The organism is Paracoccus sp. (in: a-proteobacteria), from assembly GCF_039808215.1.
GTDB lineage: Bacteria > Pseudomonadota > Alphaproteobacteria > Rhodobacterales > Rhodobacteraceae > Paracoccus.
Window position 1 is genome coordinate 1 of record NZ_JBDHSP010000078.1, and the last position, 12668, is coordinate 12668.

Sequence of the window (12668 nt, forward strand, 5' to 3'; positions counted from 1 at the left end):
TTTGAAACACAAAGAAAAAAGGCCCTATCAGGGGCCTCGCCATGGGTTCGCGAATTGAAAGTGGCGGAGGGGATGGGTCTGACTTCGAACCTTCTCTGGCATCTAGTCATTGTTTTATATGAAGCGAATAATGGTTTGAATGGTCGTCTGGTTCAGTCGCGACTGGCAGCGAAACGGATGACAGTGGTCCCTATACCCTCATGCGGAGATCAACGGACCTGTCCGCTGCGGCGCGCCGTGGATTCACGACGGCCGTCTTCCCTCCCGCACGATTCTGGTCTTCCTTGAGAGGGGTGCCAAAATGTAGGCAAGTCTCATCGCATTGACATGACGGCAATTTTTTAAGAACCGTGGTGGAGCCCGGCAAGATGAATTCGACGTTTTCCCTCCTTCTGGTCTTCCTGGCCCGGCTCTTCATGCCGCGGCACAACGCGCAGATGCGGCTGCTCAAGGCCCAGATCCATATTCTGCGGGCCCGCATCCCGGCGCAACGGATCATCCTGTCGCCCGCCGAGAAAGCCGAACTGCTGCGCATCGGGGCGGAGTTCGGGCACGATATCGACGGGCTCATGGAGGTGGCAAAGTCCGCGACCTACAAGCGCTGGCTTTCCCAGATGCGCAGCGGACGCCCCTTCAAACCCGTGGGTAGGCCGCGCCTGACGCAGGAGCTGCGCGATGTCGTCATCCGCATCCTCGAGATGAACGGCGAGAGTTATCGCCTCGCCAACAGCACCGCCCGAAAGCAGCAACAAAAGTCCTGAAATCAGATGGTGCTGTTTTGGCCCCAAGGGGCCAATGCGCCATGGCACGCGCCAGCTATCTGGTAAGCGCGCGCGCCATGGCGCCGGTCACCGCCGCGTGGCCGGATTTTACTCCGCCGCGTGGCCGGATATTGCACCGCCGTTGACACACGGGGCGGCCGATCGGGTTCTTCATGTCGGCCGGCCAGGTCAGCGACTACACAGGCGCCGCGGCTCTTCTGGGCAGTCTGCCGAAGGCGGGTTGGCTGCTGGCTGACAGGGGCTACGACGCTGATTGGTTCAGAGAAGCGTTGAAAGACAGGGGGATAAAGGTCTGCATCCCCGGTCGAAAGTCCCGCAGGAAGGCCGTCAAATACGACAAGCGGCGCTACAAACGGCGCAACCGCATCGAGATCATGTTCGGCCGTCTGAAGGATTGGCGGCGCGTCGCCACCCGATACGACCGCTGCCCGGAAACCTTCTTCTCCGCGATCATGCTCGCCGCAACCGTCTTGTTCTCGCTGTGAAATTCAATGAGTCTGGACCCTAGCATAACGGCGACCGCAAAAACGATTGCAATCAGGGGGGTTAGTAATCTTCGCGAGCAACAGGCGGAAACGAGACCAGAACGCACAGGCCCGGATGATTATCGTTCAGTGTCAACACCGCGCCATGCAATTCGGCAATCGCCCTGACCATACTGAGGCCCAAGCCATTGCCCGGGGTCGTGCGACTCTTTTCGAGGCGAAAGAAGCGGCGGAAAACCTTGTCCCGTTCCTCAGCTGGGATGCCCGGACCATTGTCGGAAACCTGAAGCAGGGCGCTGTCATCCACCCTCGACAGCGTGACCTCGATCCGCGTGTCTGATGGACAGTGACGCAAGGCGTTTTCAACGAGATTTGCGATCATCTGGGTGAGGAGTTGCTGATCGCCCTGAACCATCGCGTCCTGATCTTCGATGTCAAACCTCAGCGTTTGACCGTTTTCTTCGGCGACGGGACCGTAGGCGTCTTCGATCCGGGCGAGGATCGGGGCAAGAGGGGCTGCGGTAAACCGACCTGACCGCTGACCGGCTTCGATCTGCGCGATCCGCAGCAGGGCGTGGAATGTCTCGATCAGATCGTCGGCGATCTCCACGGCTTGTTCCGCATCTTCCCTGATCTCGGAAGTCAGGTCGGGCGTATTCCGAAGCACATCCAGCCGTTGTTTGAGGCGCTGCATGGGCGTGCGAAGGTCATGGGCGATATCGGCTGAAATCTGTTTCTGGCTTTCGACCATCTGCTGAAGCTGTGTGATGGTGCGGTTGATTTCATCTGCCATACGGGCAAGGTCATCGCCATCGCTGCCAGTGGTGGGGACGCGTCGATCCAACTGCCCCAATGCCACCGATTTCAGCGTCGTGGCGATCTGGGTCAGCCGCCGTTCGGTTTTGCGGCCGACAATGATCCCGGCCAGCAAACCGGTAAGCAGCAAGAGGATAAAACCTGCAACGAATCCGCGGCCTAAAACCTCGCGCAGCTCTTCAAGAAAATAGGTGCTTGTGCCCAATGTCAGCCGGTTCGGGCCGAGTTGCACCGAGTGAAGCAGATAACCCGTCACATCTTCATAGCGGGGCTTGTCGGCTTGGATTGCATTGACCGGGACGTAGTCGCTGCTGCCTTGCCGGTCGATGGCATTGACATTTCCGACCAGAACGTTGCCGTCCGCGTCCTGAAGCAGATAGATCCGATAATCCTCGAAGTTGAACCCGTCAAATCCGCCCAGCTTTTCCTGAACCGCATCCAGACCTTCGCTTTCGTAAAGATTGCCAAAACCGGCTGCATCGTCCGCAAGTTGGTCTAGCACCCACTCGCTGATTTCCCGATCCGCGAAGTGGTAAGTCAGACCAAAGACGAGGGCAGTGATGATGGCGTAAAGTGCGGCGAAACGCAGAGACAACCGCGCCGAGGTCGAGCGCAGGAAGTGAAACATGCCGAGATTCCTAGCCATGCAGGCTATACCCGGCCCCGCGGACGGTATGGATCAACTCGATCTTGAAGGGCCTGTCCACTTTGTTACGTAGCCGGCTGATATGGGTCTCGACGACGTTGGTTTTGGGATCGAAATGGAAATCCCAGACTGATTCCAGCAGCATCGTGCGGGTCAGTACCCGGCCAGCATTGCGCATCAGATATTCCAGTAGCTTGAACTCGCGAGGCTGCAGGTCCAGAGAAATGCCCGCCCGCGTGACCGTACGGCGGATCAGGTTCATTTCCAGATCGGCCACCTGTAAGACGGTTTCCTCGGCTTTCAGCGGCGGCCTGCGAGTCAGCGCTGCCAGCCGCGCTGACAGTTCCTGAAACGAGAATGGCTTGACGAGATAGTCGTCCGATCCCGCCTCAAGCCCCTCGACCCGGTCATTGATCCCGTCCATCGCCGAAAGGATCAGGATCGGCGTCTCGACTCCTGCGCCGCGCACGGATTTGATCAAGGTCAGCCCATCCAGACCTGGCAACATGCGGTCAAAAATCATCACGTCGTAACTGTTGTCCAGCGCCGACAGGAAACCATCGCGGCCATTGTCGCAGTGATCGACCAGATGCCCCTGCGCCCGGAGGCTGGAGGCAATGTAGTCGGCCGTTTCGGGATGGTCCTCGACCACAAGGACGCGCATGGCTGCTGCTTTCCGTATTCTGTCTGCCCGCAGGGATAGCCCACTGTGCGGTTGGGTCAAGACGTCGGGACATTACGGATTGGTATAGTTCCGGCAACGGCCCGGACAGATCGTTCCTGGTAGATAGCTGCTGACACGAACCGTCAGCCGATCGAGCAGGACAAGATGACAACAATAGACGAGGCCCATGTGCGCCAGCACGCGGCGGCGACCCGAACCCGCCCAAATGTGCGACCGACGCTGTGTGATATGCAGTTGGATAGCCCGACCCGCCGGTTTCTGGTGGCAGTTCTAACGGCGTTCGGGCTTCTGCGGCTCTGGGCAATGTTTGCCGTACCTTTCTCCGACACGACCGAGGCCCGCTATGGCGAAATCGCCCGCAAGATGGTTGAAACCGGGAACTGGCTGACACCGCAATTCGACTATGGCGTGCCGTTCTGGGGCAAGCCGCCGCTGCATACCTGGCTATCGGCAGGGGGAATGCAACTGTTCGGCGTGAACGAAGCGGCCGCTCGGTTGCCGATCCTGCTGACCGCTCTGGCGGTTCTGTTTCTCGTCTGGCTGTGGGTGCGTGATACCGTCGGGCGCAATACGGCGTTGGTTGCGATGACGGTGCTTGCGACGATGGCGATGTTCTTTGGCGCTTCGAGTTTCGTGATGACCGACATGCCGATGGTTCTTTGCACGACGCTGGTCATGGTCGGATTCTGGCAGGCGGTCGGTGATGGCAACAGGCGTTGGGGTTATGGCGTCTTTCTAGGGCTGGCAATTGGAATGCTGGCCAAGGGGCCGGTGGCGGTTGTGCTGAGCGGCATTCCCCTGATGCTGTGGCTGGCCCTGACATGGAACTGGCACCTGCTGCGCTTGCTGCCATGGGCGCGCGGCATGGCATTGCTGATAGCGCTGGTCGCGCCTTGGTATGTCGCCGCCGAAATCGCCACACCCGGATTCCTGCGCTACTTCCTCATCGGAGAGCATGTTCAGCGTTTCCTAACCCCCGGCTGGCAGGGCGATCTGTACGGGTCTGGCCATCGGGAAGCCAAGGGCATGATCTGGCTGTTCTGGCTGATGGCAGCCCTGCCATGGAGCTTGGTTGCCACCTTGCTACTGACCCGCCTGGACAAGACGGTCACAATGTTCCGGCAGGATCGCTCGGGCTGGCTGGTTTATCTGTTGCTCTGGGCATTGTCGCCTTTGCTGCTGTTCACGCCCGCATCCAATATTCTCGCCGCCTATGTCCTGCCCGGCCTTCCAGCTGCCGCTGTCTTGCTGGTGGTGCTGTTCACGCAGGTGTTCGAGGCCCAACCGAGCCGTGCAACTCGAACAGGATTTGCCATCGCGACATCGGTAATCTTCGCGTTTTTCCTGGCGCTGATCTCGGGCGCGGTTTTCGCGCCGCAGAAGATCCGATTGAAATCCGACAAGCGGCTCGTTGCGGCCGCCAGCACAGCGATGCCCGATGCGCCGCTCTATACCCTCGGCGGGCGCAGCTACTCGGCCGAATTCTATTCGCGGGGCAAAGCGCGCGCCATTGATCCCGCAGATTTCGCGCGACTGGCCGGCAGCGGTGCATCGGCGGCTTTCTCGGTGCCTCCGACCATGGCGTTGGAGGCGGCGACATTGGGTCTTGAAAACTTGGGAGAATATGGGCGGCACGTCCTGTTCGTCACCCGACCGACGAACGAGGTGAAATGATGGGCCGCATGCAGGATATAAGTCGCGAAACGGCAAACATGAGGCCGCGCGCACTCGATTCAGGGCCATTGGTGCCCGATCTATCCTTTGTCATTCCGGCATATAACGAGGCAGAAACAATCGCGGAAACGCTGACACGGGTGTCGCGCAAGGCGCGCAGGCTGGTGCTGCATTCCGAGATCGTTGTCGTCGATGACGGCAGCAGCGACGAAACGCTGGAACTGGTCACATCCGGCCAATGGGACCTGCCGGTTCGCCTGCTGCGTCTGTCGCGCAATTTCGGCAAGGAACAGGCGATCATGGCTGGGCTGCGTCATGCGACGGGCAAAGCCGTGGTAATTCTCGACGCCGACCTGCAAGAGCCTTTGCGCTATGTCGATACGATGCTGGAGCGCTACCGAGAAGGCTATGAGATCGTCTACGCCGTCCGCGCCCATCGTGATGACGAAAGCTGGTTGAAGCGCCGCTGCACCGCCGCTTTTTACCGCTTCCTGAATATCGGCAGCGAGGTGTCAATGCCTGCCGGAGCGCGGGATTTCCGGCTGATGGATCGAAAGGTGGTCGATGCGCTTTGCGCCCTGCCCGAAAGAAATCGCTTCATGAAGGGGCTTTATGCTTGGGTCGGTTTCCGCTCGCTTGCCATCCCGGTCGAGTTGCAGCCACGCGGCGGGGGCAGCTCCAAGTTCCGCTTCCGCGGGTTGCTGAAACTGGGCATGACCGGGCTGACCGCTTTCACCGACTGGCCATTGCGCATGTGGACCGGCATCGGAATGATCCTTGCCATGCTGTCGATCCTCTACGGGCTGTTTCTAGCCAGCCGCACGCTGCTGCTCGGCCATGCTGTGCCCGGCTGGTCCACGCTGGCAGTGGCGATCTTCTTCTTCAGTGGTATCCAGTTGATGTCCATCGGTGTGTTGGGCGAATATCTGGCGCGGGTCTTCAGCGAGGTGAAAGGCCGCCCCGGCTATCTGATCGCCGAGGATGTCACGATTGCCGCGTCACGCGAATGCTAGGCGAGGTCGTGCGGTTCGCCCTGACCGGGGGTGCAGCAACGCTTGTCCATCTGGGCGCCGCGATTGGCCTTGTCCAGTTTGGCATGCTTCCGCTGATGAGCAACGCCGTTGCTTTCGTGATTGCCTTCATGGTCAGTTTCTTGGGTCACCATCTGTTCACCTTCGCCGGACATGGCTCGGCCGCGACCCAGACCTTCGGACGGTTCGCTGTGGTGGCGGCAATCGGATTTCTAGCAAATGAAACCGTCCTGTTCCTATTGCTGGGCATCGGCTTGTTTCGTCTCGAAGCTGCCGTTCTGATCTCGACCGTCTTTGCAGCTATCTGTACGTTCATCCTGTCGCGCACTTGGGCGTTTGCAGGGAGCGGTTGTGCTCGGGGCTGCGATAGGCCGAGCGGACGATCAGCGGCTTGCCCAGCCGGTCACGCAACGCTTGCAGCTTGTCGAGTGCGGGTTCGTTGACGAGCAACTTGCCGGTGCCGCGGCAGGCGATCTCGGCGGGTGAGAAATTCGGCCAGCGCCAGGTGCCCTCGGGCACGTCGCGCCAGTGGTCGTAGAACGTCGTGGTCATGGGGTCCTCCGAAAACAAAAAGCCCGCCACGAGGGCGGGTGCGGTTGGGCTGATGAATGGGGATGGGGCGCGGCTACGGGCCGCCGCCGAAGATCTTCAGCTTGATGGCGATGCCCGCGAGCAGCGCCAGCATGACGCCGGTGGTGATCATGCGGACGGCAGTCTGCATCGCGGTGCGCCGCACCAGCCGGATGCAGTCGACGAGCGAACGGAGATCGCGGACGTCGAGCGCGGCCTCGTCGCCGTCGAGCCCGACATCCGCGAGCGCCCGCTTCGCGCCTTCCTCCGCCGCCCGCGTCAGGATCGCCTCGAACTCGGCGTCGGGGATGCGGACGAAGCCGTCGGATCGGGGTGGTGTCATCTGATGCTCCCTCTACCGCTCAGCCGATCTTGCAGCCCCAGAAGGACGTGTGATCGGCGGCGAAGTAGCCGTCCGCGACCCGGAAATACCCCTGCAGCTCGACGGTATCGCCTGCGGTCAGCGGCACCATGGTCTGCAGCCAGATCGCGGTGGCGAGCGAGACATGGGTCGCGGAGATTTCACCGAGTGAGCCACGGATTTCGGTCGTGCCGTTCAGGACCAGCCGCCCGCGCATGCGGGCGGTGGCGCTGGCGTTGATCTTGTAGAGCAGCGTCGCACCGAAGAGGTAGGTACCGTCCACGGGCGCCACGAAGTGGTTGTTCGCGGCGTCGAAGGCTCCCTGATCGTTGGTGTCGGTGTTGTTCAGACCGATCTTCGTCCAGGTCCCGACGCCGACATAGTTGTCGTAGTTGGTGTACGCCTTGAACCGAGGCAGCCGGGGCTGATCGACGATGCCGTTGGCGTTGTCGACGCTCAGCCCGTCGAAGAAGGTGCTGCCGTCGGCCGAGACCGCGAGCCGGAAGCGGTCGGAGCCAAAGAGCCCTACCAGCGCCTTGGTCACGAAGCCGGTCTGCAGCGTCAGCCCGAGATCGTCGCCCGCAGCCTCCTTGTTCATGGTGTAGAACAGATCGCCGGTGCCGCCCTCGGCGACGGTCTTCGCCGTCCAGAGCGCAGCGTTGAGTTTGGCCGAGAACGGGTTCGACGCATCCGCCATCGTGCCGACCCCGAGCAGTGCCATGTTCTGCAGCGCCGCCGGTGTGGTCCCGATCCAGCCCGCGCCATCGTAGACCAGCAGGAGGCCCTCGTCCTCGATCCATGCCCGCCAGCCGATGCGCGGCGGCAGGCGCAGCCAGGCGCCATCGGTCCAGAGCGCGACGTTCATGTCCCACCCCGCCCAGTCGCCCGTCGCGCCCGAGGCGACAATATAGCGGTCGCCGTCGGCGGGGCTCGCCGGGGGTGCTGCCAGATCCCGGTCGAGGACGGAGAGCTGGACGAGACCGTCGAGGATCCGAAGCGCCTCGTTGTGGGTGACGTGCTTCTGGGCCTGCGCCGCCAGGATGTAGGGCAGCAGAAGATGGGTCGTGGCATCGGACATGGGATAGCCTTCAGAACAAGAGCGTGACGGTCTTGGGCGCGCCCCGCCCCACGAGGGCGGAGAGCTGGAAGATGCGGATGGCAAGGCTGTCGCCGTTCCCGAGCAGCGCGCCCCAATCGGCGGTCTGCTGGGCGGCGGTGTAGACAGCGCTGGTGGTGGCCGTGCTCAGCACCCGCTTCACGGCAAGGCCGTCGAGAATCTCCACCTCGTTGGCGTCCAGTTCCTCGGTCAGTGGCACCTCAAGCCCGCCCCAGCTGTCGGCCGCGAGGGCTCGGGACCGGCGTGTCCAGCGGATCGTCAGATCGCCCGGCGCCCGCGGCCTGCGCCACGGCTGCCCCACATGGACAACGGAGAACGGACGGAGCCCGATGCCCGCAGGCGTGAAGGCCTGTGCGACATAGGTCTCGTCGCTGACCGGACGGCTTGCGGGGCCGATGCGCCAGTTCCACGGGATGCCGAGATCAGCCTCAGCGATCGGCAGGGACGCGAGCGACGCGTCCAGCACCACGACTCGCGCGCCTGCGGGGGCCGGGTTGCCCATCGCGCTTTCGGTGCCGCGCTGGCCGCGCAGGAGCCGGGTCAGCCGATACCGGCCGGGCGCGAGCAGCTCGGCCGTGCTCGCCTGCACGATCTCCCACACCCCCGGCGCGCTCTCGATGGCCAGCGCGTTCGCTCCGCCAAACAGCGTCAGGTCGGTGACGCTCTCCAGCGTGCCGGTCAGCAGATCGACCACCAGCGCATTGCCAAGGTCGAAGCGCGAGGTGGGGCCCGGGTAGAAGTCGGAGACCAGTGCCCCCATCCGGGCGCGGGACTGAGCCGTGGTCAGCAGTTCGAACCCGTCCGTCGATGGGCTGCGGAACACCGCCATCTCGCCCGGCCAGGGAACGGCGTGCGCGGCGACAAACGGTCGATGCGCGGGCTGGTCCTCGGTCAGCTGCGGCAGGTCCATCAGCACCGCATCCGGCGCGCCGAACACCACCGCGCGCGTCAGTGAGACTGCGCGGGGATCGCCGGGCGGCAGGTCGTAGGTCGCCCGGTCCTGGCGAACCGCCTCGATGCCGCGCGCCTCGGCGTCGGCGATGGAGACGAGCCGCAGATCGACCAGCCGTCCATCATGCGCGAGTCGGATCGCGTCGGCCGGATCGAGGGCGAGGCGCGAGGGCGGCAGACGGAAGGCCGCGGTCTCGCGCCCCACCCACGCCTCCATCAACGCGCGACGGCAGCGGCGCTCGGCCTCCTCGGATGGCACAGCCATCGGGAAGGACTCCGAGGCGATCCGCGTCGTGTCCACCGTTATGCGCCGCGCCTCGACGAGGGCCGCGTCGTAATCCTCGTCGGCGCGGGCGACCTGCCACTTCAGCGCCTGCGGCAGTTCGGTCTCCTGGCCGCGCGTCAGTTCCAGCACGTCGCCTTCACGACCGGCCACCAGATCGTCGGGCGCGAGGGTGGCGACGGACGCCCGCCCGCGCATGACGAACCGGATAACGCCCTCGGTCTCCACCGCGTCGAAGCCGAAATGCCGCGACAGTGTGGTGATCGAGGCGCGCGGGCTTTCCAGCGCGGTGATGGCGTAACCCTCGACCGCACCCCAGAGGCCGGAGACGTCGACCCGGGACTCGGGCAGCCCGGCGCGCAGGCAGAGGTGCCGGACCAGTGCGGCCAGCGACACCGCGCCGAGACGCCCGGTCAGCCAATGCCCAAGCCGCCAGTTCGCGCCGTCCGTCCAGACGTCGGTCAGCGCCGGAAAGAACGGATAGGGCCGCGCGTCCCAGGTCCAGGCGGCGCATTCGGGGACGTGCACCATCCGGCCGCCGTAGACCGAGGACAGCAGGTTGTTCGCGGCCTCGCCCCACCAGAGATATGTCGCCTCGAGATAGGCCCGCTGGATCGCGTCATCGCGCCAGCCCCGCGAGAAATGTGGCGTGAAGCTCTCGGACGACTTCGGGTCGAAGAAGACGTTGGGCTGGTTCGTGCCGCGGTCGATGGCTGGGCAGCCGAGCTCGGTGAACCGGATGGGCTTCGACTGCGGCACCCACGCCGTCGGGGTCGCGCGCTCCACTCCGCCCGGTCGGTCATGATGCGGGTTCGACCACCAGCTCCGCAGATCCTTGTAGCGGAAGACCCACGGCTTGCTGGCCGCGCCGTCCGTGATCGGCGTGCGCACCTGAGCCGACCGGTCGGCGGCGCTGGCGTAGAACCAGTCGAAACCTTCTCCGCCCGCGATGTTCCCCTGCAGGTAGGCGCGGTCGTAGATCGCGGGCCAGCCATCTTTGGCATCCAGATGCTCGAAGCCGTCCCGCCAGTCGGAGAGCGGCATGTAGTTGTCGATCCCGACGAAATCGATCTCCGGGTCCGCCCAGAGCGGATCGAGATGAAAGAACACGTCGTCTGAGCCATCGCCCGGCTGGTGACCGAAATACTCCGACCAGTCGGCGGCGTAGCCGATCTTGGTCCCGGACCCGAGGATCGAGCGGACATCCGCAAGCAGATCCCGATAGGCCTGCACCGCCGGATAAGTGCTGGCTCCAGAGCGGATCGTCGTCAGCCCCGGCATCTCGGTCCCGATCAGGAAGGCATCGACCCCGCCCGCCGTGGCACAGAGATGGGCGTAGTGCAGCACCATACGGCGCAGGCCCCAGTCGCCCGATGGCCCGATCCACGAAACCGACTGACCCGAGACGCTGAAGCTGGCAGGCGTCGCCGTGCCGAACAGCGCCGCGACCTGGCTTGCCGCCGTGGCGGTCTTGTCCACCGTCCCGGCGAACCCCGCAGCCGGGGAACAGGTGATCCGCCCCCGCCAGGGGAACGCGGGCTGGCCGATCTCGACGGCGTTGTCGGAGTACGGGTTCGGCAGGCTGTTGCCGGGCGGCACGTCCATCAGGATGAAGGGATAGAATGTCACTCGCAACCCGCGCGCCTTCATCTCCTGGATCGCCTGCACCACGGCGAAGTCGGACGGCGTGCCGCCATAGACGGGGCGATCCTGATCGTCGCGGCTGACGAGGAAGGCGCTCGCGCGGCTGACGCCATTCACCGACCAGCTGGCGGGCGTGGTCGATTTGGCCGACACCTCGACGCCAGGCCGCGCCTTGCACGATCCCGCCCGAAGGTCGTCGCCGAACCAGGCGACGACGAGGCTGACGCTTTCGACCGCAGGGGCCATCGCCTGCAGCCGGTCCAGCGCCTCCACCATGTCGGTGGAGTCGGCCAGCGCGTTCAGGTTCTCGGGCACCGTCGCGCCGCCATCGGTCTTCCGGATCGCCTGCGTCGCGTAGGTGAACTCGCCCGAGGCGGGGATCATGGTGACGGCGCGGGTCAGCCCCTCGGCGGTGTCGGGATCGGCGAGCGGGCGGAACACCTCGAAGGACAGCTGCGGCAGGCGGTTGCCATAAGTCGAGAGCGCCAGTTCTTCGAAGACGACATAGGCGGTGCCACGATAGGCGGGCGTGCTGGCCGCGCCCATCCTGGCCGCGATGAGGGGATCGGCGGTCTGGGCCTCGTCGCCAGGATACCAGCGCCATGTGACGCCGGAGAGGTCCATCGGCTTGCCGTCGGCCCAGATGCGGCCGATGCCGGTGATCGGGCCTTCACACAAGGCAACGGCGAAGCTGGCATAGTAGAGATACTCGGTGGTCTTGACCTTGCCACCGCCGCCGCCCTTGCCGCCGCCCTGCGTGGTGGTCTTCGTCTCCTCACGGAAATCCGTCGCCCAGATGATGTTGCCGCCCATCCGCATCCGTCCGTAGAGCCGCGGGATGACCGCGCCTTCGGTGGCGGAGGTGATGCGCAGCGTGTCGAGCCGCGCGCCCTCGATGCGCTGGGTCGGCGCCAGCGACGAGACGATCCAGCTGTCGACGACCGAACCGATGCTGGAGCCGATGAACCCGCCGATGGTCGCGGCGCTGACGCCAAGGATCGCGCCGCCGATGCTGCCGCCGATGGCGGCGCCGGCAACGCCGAGAACGAGGGTGGCCATTGCGAAATCTCAGCGGTTGGGAAACAGGAAGGCGAAGGCGATGCGTCGTCGCCAAATGGGCGTGAGCGGTTCCTCGATCACGCCGAGCCGCTCATAGGCGTGGAGGAAGCTGTCCGGCCCGGTGACGATCCCGACATGCTTGGCGATGGCGCGCGGCTTCATCCGGAACAGGACCAGCGCGCCCGGCCCGATCTCGGACAGGGCGATCTCCGGCATCATTCGCCGCGCCCCTTCGGCCAGCACCTCGCGCGGGCCGGTCTCGCCCCAGTCGCGGCTGTAGGGCGGGATCGGGAACGGCTCGGGGCCGACGACCTCGCGCCAGACGCCCCGCGCCAGCCCGAGGCAGTCGCAGCCGACACCGCGCAGGCTCGCCTGGTCGTGGTACGGCGTGCCGAGCCAAGAGCGCGCAATGGCGATGATCAGTTCTGAATTCGAACTGACTGGTGATTGAAATTCAGACAATCTGAAGAAACCTTTAACTTGAGATGTAAGCGTATTCTGCGCCCCACCTTCCGGCTGTCACGGTAAGGGGCACATTGGGCCATGGTGATTTTTGGAATGGGT

General features: G+C 64.0%; 10 protein-coding genes and 2 pseudogenes. 4 read left to right on the forward strand and 8 right to left on the reverse strand.

Annotated elements, in window-relative coordinates:
- Nucleotides 1–368 precede the first annotated feature (368 nt).
- The gene (locus WMK75_RS16300) at nucleotides 369–761 is read left to right on the forward strand and encodes a hypothetical protein (protein WP_347268669.1); all 393 of its coding nucleotides are present in this window, start codon (nucleotides 369–371) and stop codon (nucleotides 759–761) included.
- 152 nt (nucleotides 762–913) lie between these two features.
- Nucleotides 914–1267, forward strand: a pseudogene (locus tag WMK75_RS16305) (IS5 family transposase); the annotation flags it as partial.
- A 61-nt stretch (nucleotides 1268–1328) separates the two neighbouring features.
- Here the strand turns inward: WMK75_RS16305 and WMK75_RS16310 are convergent.
- Together WMK75_RS16310 and WMK75_RS16315 are read right to left on the reverse strand one after the other, a co-directional pair.
- Nucleotides 1329–2711, reverse strand: a complete 1383-nt coding sequence (locus WMK75_RS16310; protein ID WP_347268670.1) for a HAMP domain-containing sensor histidine kinase — start codon at nucleotides 2709–2711, stop codon at nucleotides 1329–1331.
- Between the two features lie 10 nt (nucleotides 2712–2721).
- Nucleotides 2722–3393 carry a response regulator transcription factor gene (locus tag WMK75_RS16315; RefSeq protein ID WP_018000060.1) on the reverse strand — a complete coding sequence of 224 codons (672 nt, stop codon included), beginning with the start codon at nucleotides 3391–3393 and terminating at the stop codon, nucleotides 2722–2724.
- Between the two features lie 165 nt (nucleotides 3394–3558).
- Between WMK75_RS16315 and WMK75_RS16320 the strand changes: the two genes are divergently transcribed.
- Both WMK75_RS16320 and WMK75_RS16325 read left to right on the forward strand, forming a co-directional pair.
- Nucleotides 3559–5088 (forward strand): glycosyltransferase family 39 protein, encoded by a 1530-nt coding sequence (locus tag WMK75_RS16320; RefSeq protein ID WP_263568004.1) that lies wholly within the window; start codon nucleotides 3559–3561, stop codon nucleotides 5086–5088.
- Nucleotides 5085–6101, forward strand: coding sequence for a glycosyltransferase family 2 protein (locus WMK75_RS16325; protein WP_347268671.1), 1017 nt, complete (start codon nucleotides 5085–5087; stop codon nucleotides 6099–6101). Before WMK75_RS16320 ends, WMK75_RS16325 begins: the two co-directional genes overlap by 4 nt.
- Here WMK75_RS16325 and WMK75_RS16330 read toward each other — a convergent pair.
- The 6 genes and pseudogenes from WMK75_RS16330 to WMK75_RS16355 all read right to left on the reverse strand — a co-directional run bounded on the left by WMK75_RS16330 (nucleotide 6098) and on the right by WMK75_RS16355 (nucleotide 12566).
- Nucleotides 6098–6253: a hypothetical protein gene (locus tag WMK75_RS16330; RefSeq protein ID WP_172823795.1), complete on the reverse strand. Its 156-nt coding sequence runs from the start codon at nucleotides 6251–6253 to the stop codon at nucleotides 6098–6100. The genes WMK75_RS16325 and WMK75_RS16330 overlap by 4 nt on opposite strands.
- Before the next feature lie 205 nt (nucleotides 6254–6458).
- A pseudogene (locus WMK75_RS16335) lies at nucleotides 6459–6671 on the reverse strand (D-Ala-D-Ala carboxypeptidase family metallohydrolase); the annotation flags it as partial.
- Between the two features lie 73 nt (nucleotides 6672–6744).
- Nucleotides 6745–7032 carry a DUF6127 family protein gene (locus WMK75_RS16340; RefSeq protein ID WP_347268672.1) on the reverse strand — a complete coding sequence of 96 codons (288 nt, stop codon included), beginning with the start codon at nucleotides 7030–7032 and terminating at the stop codon, nucleotides 6745–6747.
- A 19-nt stretch (nucleotides 7033–7051) separates the two neighbouring features.
- A complete protein-coding gene (locus tag WMK75_RS16345; protein WP_347268673.1) occupies nucleotides 7052–8128 on the reverse strand; it encodes a DUF2793 domain-containing protein in 1077 nt (358 codons plus the stop codon).
- Between the two features lie 10 nt (nucleotides 8129–8138).
- Entirely contained in the window at nucleotides 8139–12104 is a 3966-nt protein-coding gene (locus WMK75_RS16350; RefSeq protein WP_347268674.1) for a glycoside hydrolase/phage tail family protein, read from the reverse strand.
- A gap of 9 nt (nucleotides 12105–12113) precedes the next feature.
- Entirely contained in the window at nucleotides 12114–12566 is a 453-nt protein-coding gene (locus WMK75_RS16355; RefSeq protein WP_347268675.1) for an NlpC/P60 family protein, read from the reverse strand.
- Nucleotides 12567–12668: the final 102 nt, after the last annotated feature.